The organism is Streptomyces sp. NPDC003697 (assembly GCF_053587115.1).
Genome location: NZ_JBSFNN010000003.1, coordinates 43,569 through 61,911 on the forward strand (window position 1 = coordinate 43,569; position 18,343 = coordinate 61,911).

Consider the following 18,343-nt stretch of genomic DNA (forward strand, 5'->3'; position numbering starts at 1 on the left):
CATGGATCTTGGACTGAAGGACCGGGTGTACGTCGTCACAGGGGCCACGCGCGGGCTGGGCAACGCCGCCGCGCGGGAGCTCGTGGCCGACGGGGCGAAGGTGGTCATCACGGGCCGCGACAAGCAGCGGGTCGCCGACGCGGCGGCAGAGCTCGGCGCGAACGCCGTCGGTGTGGCCGTGGACAACTCGGACGCGGAGGCGCCCGCCCGGCTGGTGGCGGCCGCACATGAGCACTTCGGCGGCTTCGACGGCGTCCTCGTCAGCGTGGGCGGTCCGCCGCCCGGTTTCGTCGCGGACAACACCGACGAGCAGTGGCAGGCGGCGTTCGAGTCGGTCTTCCTGGGCGCGGTCCGGCTGGCCCGCGCGGCGGCGGCGGAGCTGGAGTCCGGCGGCGTCATCGGGTTCGTGCTGTCCGGCTCCGTGCACGAGCCGATCCCGGGGCTGACCATCTCCAACGGTCTGCGGCCCGGTCTCGCCGGGTTCGCCAAGTCCCTGGCGGACGAGCTGGGACCGCGCGGCATCCGTGTCGTCGGGCTGCTCCCGGCCCGAATCGACACGGACCGCGTGCGCGAGCTGGACGGCCTGTCGGCGGACCCGGAGGCGACCCGGGCGGCCAACGAGGCCCGCATCCCGCTGCGGCGTTACGGAACGCCGGAGGAGTTCGGCCGGACGGCCGCGTTCCTGCTGTCGCCGGCCGCGTCGTATCTGACGGGCATCATGGTGCCGGTCGACGGCGGGATGCGGCACGGGTTCTGATCCCTCCCGCTCCCTCCGCTCGGGCAACCGGGGGCTTCCGCTCCCCCTCCGGGACCGCCGGCTTCCGCTCCGGCGCCCCGGAGCCGGGCGCCGGTGTCGGCGGGGCCGCTGGCGGCGTTCTCGCCGTTGTCCGGGCTGGAGAAGCCGCCCTCGGCGGCCGTCTCGGTCCCCCGTACCTCCCTTCGGCCGCCCCGGCGCCGCACCGTGCGCGGGGGCGGCACGATCCCGCGCCCGGTATGCGGCAGGCTGGAGGAATGACGGCGGACCGGTGGGCGAGTACGGTGAGGCGGCAGCTGGCGCTCGGCAGGATCCTGCCCCTGGGCGGGCCGGGCGACGGCGCGTGGATCGCGGAGAGCGCCGCGGCGGCGGTGCTGCGGCGCGCCGCGGAGGACGAGCCGGGCGTACGGCTGGGCGAGCTCCGCATCGCCCCGGCCGGCCCCGGGGAGACCTCCGCCCCGGTCGTTCCGCCGCCACCGAGCGCACTGCCTCCCGGTCCGCTGCGGGTGACCGCGGATCTGTCGGCGACGGCCGCCGAGCCGCTGCCGGTGGCGGCGGCACGGCTGCGCGGGACCCTGGCGTCGGCCGCGACGGACGCGCTCGGTCTGACCGTCACCGACGTCGACCTGCGGGTGACGGCTCTGCTGGACTCCCCGGCCGAAGCCGGGGAGCGCGCCTCCGTACGGGTGTCCCGGCCGCCTGAGGCGGCCCGCGGCACGGACGCCGAGGCGAACCGGGTGGCCGCGGCCGTGCTCGCGGTGCCGGGGGTGGCCCATCTGACGGGTGTCCTCAGCGGTCCGGACCGGGCGGTGCACGTCGAGGAGCGGCAGGAGGGCACGGGCGCCGCCCTGCCGCGGCGCCACGTCCGGGTGGAGGTCGCGCTCCGCGCCGGCCACCGGGCGCTGGACGTGGCCCGGGAGGTCCGCGCGGTGGCGGCGACGGCCCTGACGGACCGGCCGACGGTGGCGGTCCTGGTCACCGAGGTCGGCTGAGGACACGGCAGCCCCCGGCGCCCGTGCAAGCCGGGATCAGCCCGCCCTCACGGGGCCCGGCCCGCACATCTGCCGCGTTTGTCGCCGGCTGCCGACGCCCGCGTCGACACCCGCCTCCGCGCCACAGCCGGACGCACCGGACCCCGCTGGTCGGCCGCAAGGCACCGCACCGAGAGCCGGGACCTGTCCGGACTGCGCGACTAGTCGCCGATGCCGGCCAGGTCACGCAGCCGCCGGGCCTGGGCCTGGCGCTCGGCGGCCCGCTGCTCCTCGTAGGACCGGTCCTGGACTCCGCGCAGCAGGGCCTTGGTCTCGATCACGGCGTCGCGCGGGGCGGCCAGGACCGCCGAGGCCAGGTCCCGTACGGCGCCGTCGAGCTGGTCCAGCGGCACGGCGAGACTGGCCAGGCCCGTGTTCACCGCCTCCTCGGCGGTGACGAACCGGCCGGTCAGGCAGATCTCCAGGGCCCGGCCATAACCGACCAGCCCCACCAGCGGATGCGTGCCGGTGAGGTCCGGCACCAGGCCGAGGCCGGTCTCCCGCATGGCGAACTGGACGTCGTCCGCGACGAGGCGCAGGTCGCAGGCGAGTGCGAGCTGGAAGCCCGCGCCGATGGCATGCCCCTGCACGGCGGCGACGGACACGATGTCGCTGCGCCGCCACCAGGTGAACGCCTCCTGGTACTCGGCGATGGTGGCGTCCAGCTCCTCGTCGGTGCCGCGCGCGAGGTCGATGAACGACGGCTCGCCGTCGAAGCCCTCCGGCGTGAACGCCTGCCGGTCCAGTCCGGCGGAGAACGACTTGCCCTCGGCACGCAGCACGACGACACGGACGGAGCCCGGCAGCAACCGCCCCGCCTCGCTGAGCGCCCGCCACAGGGCAGGGCTCTGGGCGTTGCGCTTGGCGGGGTTGGTCAGCGTCACCGTGGCGATCGCGTCGTCGACGGTGAGCCGTACGCCGTCCTTGTCGAGAAGCGGATCGAGGTCGTGCTCGGGCGAAGCCATGGGGCGCCTCCGATGGGTGCGGTCGTCCTGTCATGCCCACGGAGGGCATCTCGAAGTGACTGCACAGTAACCACCCGGCCGATCCCTGGTCACCCCAGCCCCCCGAAGGCGCTGGGGACGACCGACCGGGTGGCCACCGTCGAAGCCGATGGGCCGCCCGCGGTCAGTCAGGCCGACGTGGCCTTCTTGCCCCGCGTCGCCCCGCCACGTCCACGGAGCGTGACGCCCGACTCGCTGAGCATCCGGTGCACGAAGCCATACGAGCGGCCGGTTTCCTCGGCCAACGCCCGAATGCTCGCACCGGCGTCGTACTTCTTCTTCAGGTCTGCCGCGAGCTTGTCGCGCGCGGCGCCGGTCACCCGGCTGCCCTTCTTCAGAGTCTCGGCCACCCGTGCCTCCTCATGGGAAGTGCGCTCTGGTCTCCTCATGATCACCCCTCCGGGGCGTGATGGCCACCCATTCGGCAAGGTCCGTGAGACATCGTTGTGACGACAGGAGCGCGTCCGCACATGCGGAATTTACCCTTCCGCCCGGCGGCGTCCGTACGGCCGAACGAGCCGCCCCGTGAAGTGCCAGGTCAGGGGCGCGCGACGGCCGGGCCCCGGTTATACGAGGCCCGGCCGGAAAATCGGTGTAGGACACACCTCGGTACCAGGAGATCTCACGCAGATGAGGGATCACCGGTGGGCCGAATGATCCATCAGCAGTGGATCATTCCCACCGCAGAGCGCCGCGGTCCCGGAATACCGCGGCCCCGGGGCGCCGCCGCAGCGGCATCCCGGGGCCGGTCCGGCACCAGCCGCGGCACTAGGCGAGGGTGACGAGGTCCGCGTAGTCGGCGCCCCACAGGTCCTCCACCCCGTCGGGCAGCAGGATGATCCGCTCGGGCTGGAGCGCCTCGACCGCGCCCTCGTCGTGCGTGACCAGGACCACCGCGCCCTTGTACGTGCGCAGCGCGCCGAGGATCTCCTCGCGGCTGGCGGGGTCGAGGTTGTTGGTCGGCTCGTCCAGGAGCAGGACGTTGGCGGAGGAGACGACCAGGGTGGCGAGCGCCAGCCGGGTCTTCTCCCCGCCGGAGAGGACCGCGGCCGGCTTGTCGACGTCGTCGCCGGAGAACAGGAACGAGCCGAGCACCTTGCGGACCTCGACGAGGTCCAGGTCGGGCGCCGCCGAGCGCATGTTCTCCAGGACCGTGCGGTCCGGGTCGAGGGTCTCGTGCTCCTGCGCGTAGTACCCGAGCTTGAGGCCGTGGCCGGGGACGACGGCGCCGGTGTCGGGCTGCTCGACACCCGCCAGCAGCCGCAGCAGGGTGGTCTTGCCGGCGCCGTTGAGGCCGAGGATGACGACCCGGGAGCCCTTGTCGATGGCGAGGTCGACGTCGGTGAAGATCTCCAGGGAGCCGTACGACTTCGACAGGCCCTCGGCCATCAGCGGCGTCCTGCCGCAGGGCGCGGGCTCGGGGAAGCGGAGCCTGGCCACCTTGTCGGCCTGGCGGATGTCTTCCAGCCCGGACAGCAGCTTCTCGGCGCGGCGGGCCATGTTCTGCGCGGCGACCGTCTTGGTGGCCTTGGCGCGCATCTTGTCGGCCTGGGCGTTGAGGGCGGCGGCCTTCTTCTCGGCGTTGGCGCGTTCGCGCCTGCGGCGCTTCTCGTCCGCCTCGCGCTGCTGCTGGTAGAGCTTCCAGCCCATGTTGTAGACGTCGATCTGGGCACGGTTGGCGTCCAGGTAGAACACCTTGTTGACGACCGTTTCGACGAGGTCGACGTCGTGGGAGATGACGATGAAGCCGCCGCGGTAGGTCTTCAGGTAGTCGCGCAGCCAGACGATCGAGTCCGCGTCGAGGTGGTTGGTCGGCTCGTCCAGCAGCAGGGTGTCCGCGTCGGAGAACAGGATGCGGGCGAGCTCGATGCGGCGGCGCTGACCGCCGGAGAGCGTGTGCAGCGGCTGGCCGAGCACGCGGTCGGGCAGGTTGAGCGCGGCGGCGATGGTGGCGGCCTCGGCCTCGGCGGCGTACCCGCCCTTGGTGAGGAACTCGGTCTCCTGCCGCTCGTACTGCCGCATCGCCTTCTCGCGCGTGGCGCCCTGGCCGTTGGCGATGCGCTGCTCGTTCTCACGCATCTTGCGGATCAGGACGTCCAGGCCGCGTGCGGAGAGGACGCGGTCGCGGGCGAGCACGTCGAGGTCGCCGGTGCGGGGGTCCTGCGGGAGGTAGCCGACCTCACCGGACCGGGTGACGGTGCCCGAGGCGGGGATGCCCTCGCCGGCCAGGACCTTGGTGAGGGTGGTCTTGCCGGCACCGTTGCGTCCGACCAGGCCGATGCGGTCGCCCTTGGCGACGCGGAAGGTGGCGTTCTCGATGAGGATGCGGGCACCGGCGCGCAGCTCGATGCCGGAAGCGGAGATCACGGACAGACTCCAGGGCGGGTGTGGCGGGCGGGATGGGCGGCTGAGGACGTTCCCGCCGTCTAATGCGCGAGGAGAATGGCCATGGGGCCAGTCTAACGGGACCGTGCAAGCGCTTTTTCAGCGTCGGTGTCCCGGCATGGCCGGAGGATTCGGCGCGCCCGGTGCCGCCGGGCCCGTCCCGTCGCCGGTGGCCGTCCGCCGAAGGGCCCGCCTGTCCCGCCGCCGGTAGTCCGCCGGAGGGCCGTCCCGGGGCGGCCGTCCCCCGTCCGCGCCGCGGCGCGCGGCGCTGCCGGTGGCCGGTGCCACACTGACGGGCGGGCCGGGTCCCCGGCCGGCACCGGCTCACGAGGGAGTGATCGGCATGGCGGGCACGGACGGGCGTCCGAGTATCTACCCGACGCTGCTCTACGCGGACGCCAAGGCGGCCGTGCGGCAGCTGACGGACGCGTTCGGCTTCACGGAACTGTCGGTGTACGAGGGCGAGGACGGCCTCGTCCAGCACGCCGAGCTGGTGCTCGGCAACGGCGCGGTGATGATCGGGTCGACGGGCCGCGGCGGCCGGTTCGACGAGGCGATGCGCGGCGCGGGCCCGGCCGGGGTGTACGTCGTCGTGGACGACGTGGACGCCCACCACGGGCGGGCCCTCGAGCACGGCGTGGAGATCCTGATGCCCCCCACCGACCAGGAGTACGGCGCACGGGACTACATGGCCCGGGACGCCGAGGGCAACATCTGGAGCTTCGGCACGTACGCCCCCGACATCGGCTCCTGACCTCCTCGGGGCGCCGTCCGGAGGTGCCGGCGCGGCACCGCGCCGCCGTGCCCGGAGCCCGGGGGTCGTCCGCCACTCGGGTGCTCCCTGTGCGGCCCGGGCGGCCGTGGGCGCTGCCGTGGCCCGGGCGAACGCCTCAGCTGCCCCCGGTGTGCACCTGGAAGGCGGCCCGGCGGACGGCCTTGGCCAGGGCCGGGTCGGGGTGCGCGGCGGCGAGCGCGACGAGCACCTGCACGGTGCGGGGATGGCCCACGGCACGGACCTCGTCCAGCAGCATGGGGACCGTCGGCTGCACCGCGGACTCCAGGTGCCTCACGAGCATCGCGCTCTCGCCGTGGTCGGTGACGGCCGCCGCGGTGTCGACCCACAGCCACGTGGCCTCCTCACGGGTGAGGACCTCGTGGGCGTCCTCGGGGTCGATGCCGTCGTGCTCGGCCAGCCACAGCAGGGCGTACGGTCTCAGCGTCGGCTCCGCCAGCACGGCCCGCACGTCGGGCTCGGCGGGCGCGCCGACGACGCGCAGCGCCTCGAAGGCGAGGCCGCGCAGCAGGGCGTCCTCGCCGCGGGCGGCGGCCAGCAGTTCGGTGACGGCGCTGCCGACGGGGCGCGCGGCGAGCCAGGCCCGGTACTCGGCGCGGGCCGCGTTCGGACGCAGCTGCGCGCAGCCGCGGAGCATGTCCTCGGCGGCCTGCTCGATGTTCCCGGCGGGGCTCTGGGCGGCGACGCAGATCTGTTCCAGCTTGACCCAGACGGCCCAGCTGCCGAGGGGGGTGAGGGTGGCCTGGCCCTCGCCGTAGGTGAGCGCTCCCACGGAGGCCAGGGCCCGCAGCGCCCAGTCGAGGAGCGGGGCGAGCGGCGCCCCGTCGGCGGGCTCGGCGGCCGGGCCGGCGCTGCCCGGCACCACGGGGACGAGACGGGCCGGCCCGGGCTGCGAGCCGTAGGGCACCTCGCAGCGTTCGGTACGCAGTTCGGTGACGCGCTGCTGGAGCAGGTCGAGGAGCTGCTCCACGGGCACCGGGCCGGCGGACAGCTGGAGGAAGGACAGCACCTGCGGCATGGCCGAGACGACCTCGGCCACGGCGGCGGTCTCGTGGCGCTCGGGTTCCGGGCAGGCGAGCGACCAGGCGTCGAAGAGGGCGACCCAGCCGCGCAGCACCGCGCTGTCGTCGCGGTTCCAGGCGCGCAGCCGCCAGCCGGGGCGGGCGCTGTCGCCGTGCACCTCGATCAGTCCGGCGAGGCGGGCGGTGTCCCAGTCGGCGCGGACCTGGCCCGCAGTCAGGCCCAGCTCGGTGGCCGCCCGTTCGGCGGTGGCGGCGGAGAGGGTGGCCTTGCCGTCGGCTGTCGCGGCGTCACCGCCGGGGCCGAGGGCGGCGTCGGCCCAGCGGGCCACGCGGGCGGCCCCGGCCAGGAGGGAGCGTGCCATTCCGGCCAGCTCCGCGAGGGCCGGGGTGCCTTCCGGTGGGCGCGGTGCGGGACGGCGCGAGCGCCGCTGGTTCACGGCTCGGGGGGCGGCGGCCAGGGGTCGCGGGCGGACGAGTCGAAGCCTGGAGTCGCGCGGGATACGGGACGTCACAGGTGCAGTCTCGCGGTTGACGGTCCGAAAACCCAAACGGAATGTCACCCCGGGCGACGAGGATGGCCAACGCCCCGGCCCTGGCAGGCCCGCATAAGGCGCGATCAGGCCACCGGCGGCTCTCAAGCGGAACCGGCGTGGGTCGGGCGCGCGACTCGCCGGCCCGGCCCCGGCCGACGCCCGTCCCAGGTCACATGAGCGGGGTGAGGAAGCGGCGCAGCACCTCCTCGTAGGCGTCCGGGTCGGCGTTCCACATCGCTCCGTGCGGTGCCTGCCGGACGGTGTGCAGGGCGACCAGGTTGGGGTGGCGGTCGGCGAGGCGGCGGGAGAACCGCCAGGGGGCCACCGTGTCGTCCGGGCCGTGGAAGATCAGGGTCGGCACCGTGATCCGCACGGAGTGGGCCGCGGCCACGGCACCCTCCCCGTGCAGCCCGGTGCGCCCCTGTGCGGCGCGCACCGCGAGCGGCAGCAGGACGCCCGGTGTGTGCCGGGCCGAGGCCAGCGCGCGCACCGTGGTCTGCCAGTCGAGGACCGGCGAGTCGAGGACCAGGCCGGAGATGCGGTCGCGCAGTGCCGAGTGGGTGGCCGCGTGCAGTGCCATGGTGGCTCCGGTGGACCAGCCGTGCAGGACCACCCGTTCGGCGCCGTGCCGGACGGCGTAGCGAATGGCCGCGTCCACGTCGCGCCACTCCGTCTGGCCCAGGTGGTTCAGGCCGTCCGGGGGGCGGGGCGCGCCGAGGTCGCCGCGGTAGGCGAGGTCCAGCACGGGGAAGCGCCGGCGGTGCAGGAAGCCCATGACGTTCATGGGGAGTTCGCGGGTGGACCCCAGCCCGTGCACCGTGATCACCCAGGTGTCGCGGACGCCGGGCACGAACCACGCGGGCAGCGCGCCGAGCTCGCCGGGGACGTCCACGTCGGCGTGGTCCAGGCCGAGGGCCGAGTCCGGGTTGCCGACGTGCACGTTCGGGGTGAGCCAGACCTTGTCGCCGGGGCTCAGGGTGCCGTGGGTGACCCGTTCCAGGCGCCGTACGACGGCGTCGGGGGAATGCGGGACGGCCGGCTGCACCGGGCCGACAACGGCGTGGGAGCCGCTGCCGGCGAGCCCGTAGGTGCCCGGCCGCAGGGACGCCAGGTCGCGGGTGAGGGTGATGTGGCCCGCGGTGGTGCCGTGCACGGTGAGCCGTGGCTCGGTGGGCAGGGGACGACCCGGCGGCGCCTTCAGCGCGGCGTCACTGGCGAACCGGCCGGCGGCGACGCTCGCCGCCCCGGCCGTCAGCACCGCGGTGACGGCCGCGGCCGTCGCTGTGACTGTGCGCACGGGTCCAGTGTCCTGGCGCGCTCGGTGGGCGGCCAGCGGGAAGGGGAATCGGGGTGACATGTCCTCGCCGTTTTTGGGAGCAGCGGCCCTGGACCGTGTTCCCCGCCGCCCGTGCGGCATGCGCCGCGGCCGGCGGCGGGGAGCGGGGCCCCGGCGCCGCGAGCTGCGAGGTGCCGCCGGTCTCCTCGGACCTGATCCGCCGGACGGTCCTGGGCCGTGTCCGCAAAGCCCCACCTGCCCCACGACACCCGACACGCGCACTCGCCGCACCGGGCGAAGCCCCGCGTACGTCCGGTACGGAGGCCTGCGCCCGGCACGCCGAGAGCACGCACCGGACGCCGCGGAGTCCACCCTCCGGGCGGACGACGGGACCTTGCGGACACGATCTAGTGCCGCCCCTGCCCGTACCCCCGCAGCCGCTCCCCCGCCTCCGCCAGCTGACCCGGGGACAGCAGGTGCGGCGTGCGGCCCGGTACCGAGGACGCCGTCAGCCACACCCGGCACATCCACTCCAGCTGGGCCGTGCGGTCCCAGGCCTGGTCCAGTGAGGCGCCGTAGGTCACCGTGCCGTGGTTCTGCAGGAGGCAGCCGGAGCGGCCGTCGAGGGCGCGGAGCATGTTCGCGGCCAGTTCCTCGGTGCCGTACGTCGCGTAGGGGGCGACGCGGACGGGCCCGCCGAGCGCGGCGGTCATGTAGTGGATCGCGGGCAGCTCGGCCAGGAGCGTCGAGACGGCCGTCGCGTGCACGGCATGGGTGTGGACGACCGCCGACGCGTCCGTGCCGCGGTAGAGCGCGAGATGCAGGGGCAGCTCGCTGGTCGGGACCAGAGTGCCGAGGACCCGCCGGCCGTCGAGGTCGACTCCGGTGACGTCCTCCGGTGTGAGGCGGTCGTACGGCACGCCCGACGGCGTGACCAGGACGGTGTCCCCGACGCGCACCGAGACGTTGCCGGAGGTGCCGACGACCAGCCCCTCGGCGACCGTGCGGCGGGCCGTCGCGACCAGTGCCTCCCAGGCCCGTGCCTCCTCCTCGCGCACGCCGCGACTGTGCCCCGCGTCCCCGCCGGCGCCCCGTGCCTCCGGCCGATCGTGGCCTCGCTGTCCGTCCATGCCGCGATCCTGCCAGCCGGTGTCGGGGCGCGGGTGCCGGCCCGCGTGACCGGGGCCGGAGCCCGCGCTCGGGCCCTCACCTCAGCCTCCGGTTCATTTCGGGCGATAACCGTGAATTCGACGCGACAGCGCCATGTGGCCTTAATCTCACCCAAGCGCCGACGAAAGTGGCCGCAGGCCTCGCCCCTCGGCCTGCCGCCCGGAAAACACGGCGCCGTGACGGCGGGACGGAACGCCGGACCCCTCTTCGGGACACTCCGGCGACCGGCCCAGTTCATCTTCCGTTCACTCACGTTACGTACGTTCGACCAGCCAACGACCTCGAACGATTGCCTGGGTAAATGGAAAGCTTCTCGCTGATCCTCGCGATTGTGGTGGTAACCGCACTCGCGTTCGATTTCACGAACGGTTTCCACGACACCGCCAACGCGATGGCCACGACCATCTCGACCGGCGCGCTCAAGCCCAAGGTCGCGGTGGCCATGTCCGCCGCGCTCAACCTTGTCGGCGCCTTCCTCTCGGTGGAGGTCGCCAACACGATCTCCAAGGGTCTCGTCGACGAGACCGGCATCCGTCCCGAGGTCATCTTCGCCGCCCTGGTCGGCGCGATCCTCTGGAACCTGCTGACCTGGCTCGTCGGTCTCCCCTCCAGCTCCTCCCACGCCCTCATGGGCGGTCTGATCGGCGCGACCGTCGCCTCGGCCGGTTTCACCGCCGTCCACGGCGGCGTACTGGTCACCAAGGTGCTGCTCCCGGCCGTGGCCGCCCCGGTCGTCGCGGGGGTCGCGGCGATGGTCGCGACCCGCCTGTCGTACGCGGCGGGCTCGAAGGCGGGCGGCAGGGCCGCCGAGAAGGGCCACCGGGCCGGCCAGATCGCCTCCGCGGGCCTGGTCTCGCTGGCGCACGGCACCAACGACGCCCAGAAGACGATGGGCATCATCACCCTGGCCCTGGTGACCGGCGGGGCCGTCGCCCCCGGCTCCAACCCTCCCACCTGGGTCATCCTCTCCGCGGGCCTCGCCATCGCGCTCGGCACCTACATCGGCGGCTGGCGCATCATCCGCACCATGGGCAAGGGCCTGACCGACCTGGAGCCGCAGCAGGGCTTCGCCGCCCAGACCAGCGCGGCCACCGCCATCCTGGCCTCTTCCCACCTCGGCTTCTCCCTGTCCACCACGCACGTCGTGTCCGGCTCGGTGATGGGCGCGGGCCTGGGCCGCAAGGGCGGCGTGGTGCGCTGGTCGACCGCGACGCGCATGCTCGCCGCCTGGGCGCTGACCCTGCCGGCCGCTGCGCTGGTCGGCGCCGGCGCGGAGGCCGTGACCCGCCTCGGCGCCTGGGGCACCGCGCTCGTCGCCGTCTTCCTGGTGGCCTCGAGCGCCGCGATCTGGAAGATCTCCCGCCGTGAGGTCGTCGACCACAGCAACGTCAACCACGTCGAGGAGCCGGCCGGTGTGGTGACCACCGCCATGGCCGTCGTGATCCCGCCGCCGACCGACGCGGCGATCGCCGAGGAACGGGCCGTCATCCCGGCCCCCGCCGCCGAGCCCGCGAAGCCGCCGGCCGCCGTCTGAGCCCGCTCACCGCAGAAGGAAGAGAACGATGAAGATCGACTGGGCGGCCATCGGTTCCGTCTTCGGCGTCAGCCTCGGCGTCACCGTGGGCCTGGTGGTCCTGTTCACCCTGGGCATCAGCGCTCTCACCCACCGGGAGCGGGCCGCCGCGGGCGGCGGCTCCGGCGCCCTGGCGCTCACCGGCGCCTCCGTCTGCTTCGCCGCCTGCGCGGCGGCGGTGGCGTACGGGATCTCCCTGATCGTGGCCTGACGGGCCGCGCCGGGAACCACCGGCGGGGTGCGGGACGGTGGTCCGTCCCGCACCCCGCTTTTTTCGTACACAGTCTGCAACTCTCCGCCGGACACCCGTGTGTGGGCCTCGGCACACTGCGCCCTCGCAGGTCAGCGGCAGGTTGACGGGTGTTCGCGGACCGTGGTGGACTTCCCGGGCCAACTACGGCGGCAGGAGAGGAAGCCCGGTGCGAATCCGGCGCGGTCCCGCCACTGTGACCGGGGAACGACTCCCCGGGAGCCAGGAACTCTCACCGCCGGTCTCGTCGAACCAGGGCGTGGACACCCTGAGTGAGGACCTATCGCGATGCGCGGCTGCCGACCGAGGTTGACCACCGGCGTACCGACCGACCCCGCGGCCGGCTGAACCGATGGGTGCCGATCGCGTCTTCGCGTACGGCGCCGCCACCGGCCTCCTCGGCGACCTGCTCCTCGGCGATCCGCGCCGCGGGCACCCGGTCGCCGTGTTCGGGCGGGTCGCCGGCGCCGTCGAACGGACCCTGTGGCGTGACGACCGGGTGCGGGGTGCCCTGCACACCGCCGTCTGCGTCGGCGGCGCCCTGTCGCTGGCGGGGCTCGCCGCGTCCGCCGCGCGTCCCTCCCGTACCGCGTCCGTCGCCCTGACCGCCGCCGCCACCTGGGCCGTCGTCGGGGGGACGTCGCTGGCGCGGGAGGCCCGGGTGATCGGGCGCGCGCTCCGGGCCGGCGACCTCGACGCCGCCCGGGCGCGGCTGCCGCACCTGTGCGGGCGCGACCCGCAGGCCCTGGACGCCGACGGGATCGCCCGCGCCGTCGTTGAGTCCGTCGCCGAGAACACCTCCGACGCGGTGGTGGGGGCGCTGGTGTGGGGCGCCGTCGCCGGTGTGCCCGGGCTGGTGGGATTCCGCGCCGTCAACACCCTGGACGCGATGGTCGGGCACAGGTCGCCGCGCTACCGGCGCTTCGGCTGGGCCTCGGCGCGGCTCGACGACCTGGCCGGGTGGCCGGGGGCGCGGCTCACCGCCGCCCTCGCTGCCGCGGCGGGAGCGGACCCGCGGGGCGCCGTGCGCGCCTGGCGCGCCGACGCCGCCAAGCACCCCAGCCCCAACGCCGGGCCCGTGGAGGCGTCGTTCGCGGGGGCACTGGGGGTGCGGCTGGGCGGGCGGCTCTCCTACGGGGGGCGTGTGGAGGACCGGCCCGTGCTCAACGCGCGCGGGCGCGCCGTCCGGGTGGGTGACATCGACCGGGCCGTACGGCTGTCACGGCGGGTGAGCTGGCTCGCCCTCGGCGTGTGCGCGGCCGGCCGGATCGTGGCGGACGGGCGGCCCCGGATCGGCCGCCCCAGGCGGAAGGGACGGACGTCATGAGCGGCGGACTGCTCGTCGCGGGAACCACCTCCGACGCCGGCAAGAGCGTCGTCACCGCCGGGATCTGCCGGTGGCTGGTGCGGCAGGGGGTGAAGGTCGCGCCCTTCAAGGCGCAGAACATGTCGCTCAACTCGTTCGTGACGCGCGAGGGCGCCGAGATCGGGCGTGCGCAGGCCATGCAGGCCCAGGCCTGCCGCGTCGAGCCGACCGCGCTGATGAACCCGGTGCTGCTCAAGCCGGGCGGCGAGCAGAGCAGCCAGGTCGTGCTGCTCGGCAAGCCGGTGGGCGAGCTGAGCGCGCGCGGCTACCACGGCGGCCGGCAGCAGCGGTTGCTGGGCACCGTGCTGGACTGCCTGGCACAGCTGCGGGACACCTACGACGCGGTGATCTGCGAGGGGGCCGGCAGCCCCGCCGAGATCAACCTGCGGCGCACCGACATCGTGAACATGGGCGTCGCGCGCCATGCCCGGCTGCCCGTGCTGGTGGTCGGCGACATCGACCGCGGCGGTGTGTTCGCGTCCTTCTTCGGCACCGTCGCGCTGCTCTCGCCCGAGGACCAGGAGTTGGTCGCCGGGTTCCTCGTCAACAAGTTCCGCGGCGACGTCTCCCTGCTGCAGCCGGGCCTGGACATGCTGCACGGGCTCACCGGCCGGCGCACCTACGGCGTCCTGCCGTTCCGGCACGGGCTCGGCATCGACGAGGAGGACGGCCTGGGGGCGCCGCCCACCGGTGGCCGGGGGAAGCCGCCCGCGCGGGGCGCGGGACCCGGGCCGGCCGGCCCCGTCGGCGAGGACGTCCTGCGGGTGGCCGTCTGCGCCGTCCCCCTCATGTCCAACTTCACCGACGTGGACGCGCTGGCCGCCGAACCGGGCGTCGTCGTGCGGTTCGTGGACCGGCCCGGGGAACTGGCCGACGCCGACCTCGTGATCGTCCCCGGCACCCGCGGCACCGTCCGGGCCCTGCAGTGGCTGCGTGAGCGCGGGCTGGCCGACGCGATCGTGCGGCGGGCCGCCGAGGGCCGGCCGGTCCTCGGCATCTGCGGCGGTTTCCAGATCCTCGGAGAGGACATCGAGGACGAGGTCGAGAGCCGCGCCGGCCGGGTGGACGGTCTCGGCGTCCTGCCCGTGCGGGTGCGGTTCGCCCGCGAGAAGACCCTGGCCCGGCCGGCCGGTGAGGCCCTGGGCGCGCGCGTCGAGGGCTACGAGATCCACCACGGCGTCGCCGACGTCCACGGCGGGGAGGCCTTCCTGGACGGCTGCCGGGTCGGCCGGACCTGGGGCACGCACTGGCACGGCTCACTGGAGTCGGACGCCTTCCGGCGGGCCTTCCTGCGCGAGGTGGCGGCCGCCGCGGGCCGCCGCTTCGTCCCGGCCCCCGACACCTCGTTCGCCGCGCTGCGCGAGCAGCAGCTCGACCGGCTCGGCGATCTGATCGAACAGCACGCGGACACGGACGCGCTGTGGCGGCTCATCGAGTCGGGCGCGCCGCGAGGACTGCCCTTCATCCCACCGGGAGCGCCCGCATGAGCACAGTGTTGTTGTTGTCGACCGCCGACACCGATCTGCTGGCGGCCCGTGCCTCCGGCGCCTCCTACCGGATCGGCAACCCGACCCGGGTCGACGTCGCCGAGGAGCTGCCCGGGCTGATCCAGGGCGCGGACCTCGCCGTCGTACGCCTGCTCGGCGGCAGGCGGGCCTGGGAGGAGGGCCTCGCCGCCCTGAAGGCCTCGGGCGTCCCGACGGTGCTGCTGGGCGGTGAGAGCGTCCCGGACGCCGAGCTGATGGCCGAGTCGTCCGTGCCGGCCGGTGTGGTCGCCGAGGCGCTGCGCTACCTGGTCGAGGGCGGACCGGCCAACCTGGCCGAACTGGCCCGGTTCCTGTCCGACACGGTGCTGCTGACCGGTGAGGGCTTCGACGAGCCGCGCAAGATGCCGGAGTTCGGCGTGCACGGCGAGCGCCCGTTCACCGAGGGCCGCCCGACCGTCGGCGTGCTGTTCTATCGGGCCCACGAACTCAGCGGAAACACCGCCTTCGTGGACACCCTGTGCGACGCGATCGAGGTCCGCGGCGCCAACGCCCTGCCCGTGTACTGCGGTTCGCTGCGCGGCGCGGACCCGGGCCTGTACGAGCTGCTGGGCCGGGCCGACGCCCTGGTCGCCACCGTCCTGGCCGCCGGTGGCACGCACGCCTCGCAGGCCTCCGCGGGCGGTGCCGACGAGTCGTGGGACATCGGGGCGCTCGCCGAGCTGGACGTGCCCGTGCTGCAGGGGCTGTGCCTGACCTCCTCGCGTGCCACGTGGGAGGCGTCCGACGCCGCCCTGTCCCCCATGGACGCGGCGATGCAGGTCGCCATCCCGGAGTTCGACGGCCGCCTGATCACCGTCCCGTTCAGCTTCAAGGAGCAGGTCGACGGAGACGGCGCCGGCGTCCCGGTGTACGTCGCCGACCCGGAGCGGGCGGCGCGGGTCGCCGGCATCGCCGTCCGGCACGCCCGGCTGCGGCACAAGCCCAACGCGGACAAGAGGATCGCGCTCGTGTTCACCGCCTACCCGACGAAGCACTCGCGCGTCGGCAACGCGGTCGGGCTCGACACGCCCGCCTCGGCGGTCCGCGTGCTGGACGCGCTCCGCGACGCCGGATACGCCGTCCAGGGCCACCCCGCCGAGGGCGACGAGCTGATCCACCGTCTGATCGAGGCCGGCGGCCACGACGTCGAGTGGCTCACCGAGGAGCAGCTGGCCGCCGCCCCCGCGCGGGTGCCGCTGGCCGACTACCGGGCGTGGTTCGACGCGCTCGACCCGGCGCTCAGGGACGCGATGCTCCGGGCGTGGGGCGAGCCGCCGGGCTCGCTGTACGTCGACGGCGACGACATCGTGCTCGCGTCGCTGCGGTTCGGGAACGCGGTCGTGATGATCCAGCCGCCGCGCGGGTTCGGCGAGAACCCGATCGCGATCTACCACGACCCCGACATGCCGCCGTCCCACCACTACCTGGCGGCCTACCGCTGGCTGGAGAACTCGTTCGGCGCCGACGCGATCGTCCACATGGGCAAGCACGGCACGATGGAGTGGCTGCCCGGCAAGGGACTCGGACTGAGCGGTGGGTGCGCGCCGGACGCCGTCCTCGGCGACCTCCCCCTGGTCTACCCGTTCATCGTCAACGACCCCGGCGAGGGCACCCAGGCCAAGCGGCGCGGCCACGCCACCGTCGTCGACCACCTCGTCCCGCCGATGGCGCGCGCCGACACCTACGGCGACCTGGCCAAGCTGGAGCAGCTCCTCGACGAGTACGCGCTGGTGTCCGACCTGGACCCGGCGAAGGCGCCGGCCGTGCGCGCCCAGATCTGGACGCTGGTCAAGGCGGCCGAGCTGCACCACGACCTGCACGTGGACGAGCAGCCGGACGACGACGCGTTCGACGAGTTCGTCATGCACATCGACGGCTATCTGTGCGAGATCAAGGACGTCCAGATCCGCGACGGCCTGCACATCCTCGGCGGCGGCCCGGTCGGCGAGCCGCGTGTGAACCTCCTGCTGGCCGTGCTGCGCGCCGCCCAGGTGTGGGGCGGGCGGGCGAACGCCCTGCCGGGTCTGCGGGCCTCGCTGGCGGAGCACTTCGGGCTGGTGGAGAAGGACCTGCTGGCCGAGCCGGGCACGCCGGTGAAGGTACCGGTGGAGCTGACCGACCTGGCCGGTGGGCCGGCCCGGACGGCCGCCGACACGATCGACCTGCTGGAGGAGCTGTGCCGGCGGCTCGCGGAGCGCATGGAGGAGCTGGACTGGTCCGTCGCGCACGCCCGCACGGTCGTACGGGACGTCCTCGGCACCGAACTGCCCAGCGCCGTGGGCGTGCTGGAGTTCGCCTGCACCGAGGTGGTGCCGCGGCTGGCCCGCACGAGCGACGAGATCGCCCACATCCTGCGGGCGCTGGAGGGCGGTTACGTCCCCGCCGGCCCGTCGGGCTCCCCGACCCGCGGACTGGTCAACGTCCTGCCGACCGGCCGCAACTTCTACAGCGTCGACCCCAAGGCCATCCCGTCCCGGCTGAGCTGGGAGGTCGGGCAGTCGCTGGCGGACTCGCTGGTGCAGCGGTATCTGCGGGACACCGGTGCGTACCCGAAGTCCGTCGGCCTGACGGTGTGGGGCACGTCCGCGATGCGCACCCAGGGCGACGACATCGCCGAGATTCTCGCGCTGCTGGGGTGCCGTCCGGTGTGGGACGACGCGTCGCGGCGTGTGACCGGCTTCGAGGTGGTGCCCCTGGAGGAGCTGGGCCGGCCCCGCATCGACGTCACGGTCCGCATCTCCGGCTTCTTCCGGGACGCGTTCCCGCACGTGGTCGGGCTGATCGACGACGCGGTACGGGCGGTGGCCGAGCTGGACGAGCCCGCCGAGTCCAACTACGTACGGGCGCACGTGGAGGAGGACACGGCCGAGCACGGCGACCGGCGGCGGGCAACCGCACGCATCTTCGGCTCCAAGCCGGGGGCGTACGGGGCGGGGCTGCTGCCGCTGATCGACGCGCGGAACTGGCGGTCGGACGCGGACCTCGCCGAGGTGTACGCGGTGTGGGGCGGCTACGCCTACGGCCGCGGGCTCGACGGGCGGGCGGCACGCGGCGACATGGAGACCGCGTTCCGGCGGATCGCGGTGGCGGCGAAGAACGTCGACACGCGTGAGCACGATATTCACGATGCGGACGATTACTTCCAGTACCACGGCGGCATGGTCGCCATGGTCCGGCACCTGACCGGCGCCAGCCCCGAGGCGTACGTCGGCGACTCGGCGACACCGGACCAGGTGAAGACGCGGACGCTGGGCGAGGAGACGCACCGGGTGTTCCGGGCGCGGGTGGTCAACCCGCGGTGGCTGAGTTCGATGAGAAGGCACGGCTACAAGGGCGCTTTCGAAATGGCCGCGACCGTGGACTACCTGTTCGGATACGACGCCACGACGGGTGTGGTCGACGACTGGATGTACGAGAAGCTCAGCGCGGAGTACGTGTTCTCGCCGGAGAACCGGGACTTCATGAAGAAATCCAACCCCTGGGCGCTGCGCGGCATCACGGAACGGCTGCTCGAGGCGGCGGACCGCGGGCTGTGGGCGGAGCCGGACCGGGAAACCCTGGACCGGCTCCGGGCGGTCTACCTCGAACTCGAGGGAGATCTGGAGGGAGACGCGTGAGGCCCCTCGACGGCCCCGCACACGCGGGGAGCACATTGAGCGT

14 protein-coding genes and 1 riboswitch are annotated in these 18,343 nt (G+C 74.1%); of the genes, 8 read left to right on the forward strand and 6 right to left on the reverse strand.

What is annotated here, in order from left to right:
- Window position 1: 1 nt before the first annotated feature.
- Window positions 2-757 (forward strand): SDR family oxidoreductase, encoded by a 756-nt coding sequence (locus ACWDNY_RS01810; RefSeq protein WP_451643712.1) that lies wholly within the window; start codon window positions 2-4, stop codon window positions 755-757.
- A gap of 254 nt (window positions 758-1,011) precedes the next feature.
- Window positions 1,012-1,746 carry a nucleopolyhedrovirus P10 family protein gene (locus tag ACWDNY_RS01815; protein WP_451643713.1) on the forward strand — a complete coding sequence of 245 codons (735 nt, stop codon included), beginning with the start codon at window positions 1,012-1,014 and terminating at the stop codon, window positions 1,744-1,746.
- A gap of 200 nt (window positions 1,747-1,946) precedes the next feature.
- On the opposite strand, the gene ACWDNY_RS01820 is transcribed toward ACWDNY_RS01815, so the two are convergent.
- From ACWDNY_RS01820 to ACWDNY_RS01830, 3 genes are all read right to left on the reverse strand, one after another.
- Window positions 1,947-2,750 (reverse strand): enoyl-CoA hydratase/isomerase family protein, encoded by an 804-nt coding sequence (locus ACWDNY_RS01820; RefSeq protein WP_451643714.1) that lies wholly within the window; start codon window positions 2,748-2,750, stop codon window positions 1,947-1,949.
- A gap of 167 nt (window positions 2,751-2,917) precedes the next feature.
- On the reverse strand, window positions 2,918-3,139 hold the full coding sequence (locus ACWDNY_RS01825) for a helix-turn-helix domain-containing protein (RefSeq protein ID WP_003976983.1): 222 nt from the start codon (window positions 3,137-3,139) through the stop codon (window positions 2,918-2,920).
- Window positions 3,140-3,557: 418 nt separating this feature from the next.
- Window positions 3,558-5,156, reverse strand: a complete 1,599-nt coding sequence (locus tag ACWDNY_RS01830) for an ABC-F family ATP-binding cassette domain-containing protein (protein ID WP_451643715.1) — start codon at window positions 5,154-5,156, stop codon at window positions 3,558-3,560.
- A gap of 361 nt (window positions 5,157-5,517) precedes the next feature.
- Between ACWDNY_RS01830 and ACWDNY_RS01835 the strand changes: the two genes are divergently transcribed.
- Window positions 5,518-5,928, forward strand: a complete 411-nt coding sequence (locus tag ACWDNY_RS01835) for a VOC family protein (RefSeq protein ID WP_451643716.1) — start codon at window positions 5,518-5,520, stop codon at window positions 5,926-5,928.
- 136 nt (window positions 5,929-6,064) lie between these two features.
- On the opposite strand, the gene ACWDNY_RS01840 is transcribed toward ACWDNY_RS01835, so the two are convergent.
- The 3 genes from ACWDNY_RS01840 to ACWDNY_RS01850 all read right to left on the reverse strand — a co-directional run bounded on the left by ACWDNY_RS01840 (window position 6,065) and on the right by ACWDNY_RS01850 (window position 9,928).
- Complete coding sequence (locus ACWDNY_RS01840) at window positions 6,065-7,501, reverse strand: hypothetical protein (RefSeq protein ID WP_451643717.1); 1,437 nt, start codon at window positions 7,499-7,501, stop codon at window positions 6,065-6,067.
- A 190-nt stretch (window positions 7,502-7,691) separates the two neighbouring features.
- On the reverse strand, window positions 7,692-8,819 hold the full coding sequence (locus ACWDNY_RS01845) for an alpha/beta hydrolase family protein (RefSeq protein WP_451643718.1): 1,128 nt from the start codon (window positions 8,817-8,819) through the stop codon (window positions 7,692-7,694).
- A gap of 386 nt (window positions 8,820-9,205) precedes the next feature.
- Window positions 9,206-9,928, reverse strand: coding sequence for a class II aldolase/adducin family protein (locus ACWDNY_RS01850; RefSeq protein WP_451643719.1), 723 nt, complete (start codon window positions 9,926-9,928; stop codon window positions 9,206-9,208).
- Window positions 9,929-10,269: 341 nt separating this feature from the next.
- Between ACWDNY_RS01850 and ACWDNY_RS01855 the strand changes: the two genes are divergently transcribed.
- The 5 genes from ACWDNY_RS01855 to cobN all read left to right on the forward strand — a co-directional run bounded on the left by ACWDNY_RS01855 (window position 10,270) and on the right by cobN (window position 18,300).
- A complete protein-coding gene (locus ACWDNY_RS01855) occupies window positions 10,270-11,502 on the forward strand; it encodes an anion permease (RefSeq protein WP_451643720.1) in 1,233 nt (410 codons plus the stop codon).
- A gap of 28 nt (window positions 11,503-11,530) precedes the next feature.
- The gene (locus ACWDNY_RS01860; protein WP_451643721.1) at window positions 11,531-11,752 is read left to right on the forward strand and encodes a hypothetical protein; all 222 of its coding nucleotides are present in this window, start codon (window positions 11,531-11,533) and stop codon (window positions 11,750-11,752) included.
- Window positions 11,753-11,901: 149 nt separating this feature from the next.
- Window positions 11,902-12,042: riboswitch (cobalamin riboswitch) on the forward strand.
- 101 nt (window positions 12,043-12,143) lie between these two features.
- Window positions 12,144-13,118 (forward strand): cobalamin biosynthesis protein, encoded by a 975-nt coding sequence (locus ACWDNY_RS01865; RefSeq protein ID WP_451643722.1) that lies wholly within the window; start codon window positions 12,144-12,146, stop codon window positions 13,116-13,118.
- Window positions 13,115-14,644, forward strand: coding sequence for a cobyric acid synthase (locus ACWDNY_RS01870; RefSeq protein WP_451643723.1), 1,530 nt, complete (start codon window positions 13,115-13,117; stop codon window positions 14,642-14,644). Before ACWDNY_RS01865 ends, ACWDNY_RS01870 begins: the two co-directional genes overlap by 4 nt.
- On the forward strand, window positions 14,641-18,300 hold the full coding sequence (cobN, locus tag ACWDNY_RS01875) for a cobaltochelatase subunit CobN (protein WP_451643724.1): 3,660 nt from the start codon (window positions 14,641-14,643) through the stop codon (window positions 18,298-18,300). The genes ACWDNY_RS01870 and cobN overlap by 4 nt, the downstream gene beginning before the upstream one ends.
- The last annotated feature ends 43 nt before the right edge of the window (window positions 18,301-18,343 follow it).

Bases quoted from the DNA above. Each gene is read 5' to 3' on its own strand.
- ACWDNY_RS01810 (WP_451643712.1), top strand. From the start codon at position 2: ATGGATCTTGGACTGAAGGACCGGGTGTACGTCGTCACAGGGGCCACG.
- ACWDNY_RS01815 (WP_451643713.1), top strand. From the start codon at position 1,012: ATGACGGCGGACCGGTGGGCGAGTACGGTGAGGCGGCAGCTGGCGCTC.
- ACWDNY_RS01820 (WP_451643714.1), bottom strand. From the start codon at position 2,750: ATGGCTTCGCCCGAGCACGACCTCGATCCGCTTCTCGACAAGGACGGC.
- ACWDNY_RS01835 (WP_451643716.1), top strand. From the start codon at position 5,518: ATGGCGGGCACGGACGGGCGTCCGAGTATCTACCCGACGCTGCTCTAC.
- ACWDNY_RS01850 (WP_451643719.1), bottom strand. From the start codon at position 9,928: ATGGACGGACAGCGAGGCCACGATCGGCCGGAGGCACGGGGCGCCGGC.
- ACWDNY_RS01855 (WP_451643720.1), top strand. From the start codon at position 10,270: ATGGAAAGCTTCTCGCTGATCCTCGCGATTGTGGTGGTAACCGCACTC.
- ACWDNY_RS01860 (WP_451643721.1), top strand. From the start codon at position 11,531: ATGAAGATCGACTGGGCGGCCATCGGTTCCGTCTTCGGCGTCAGCCTC.
- ACWDNY_RS01865 (WP_451643722.1), top strand. From the start codon at position 12,144: ATGGGTGCCGATCGCGTCTTCGCGTACGGCGCCGCCACCGGCCTCCTC.
- ACWDNY_RS01870 (WP_451643723.1), top strand. From the start codon at position 13,115: ATGAGCGGCGGACTGCTCGTCGCGGGAACCACCTCCGACGCCGGCAAG.
- cobN (WP_451643724.1), top strand. From the start codon at position 14,641: ATGAGCACAGTGTTGTTGTTGTCGACCGCCGACACCGATCTGCTGGCG.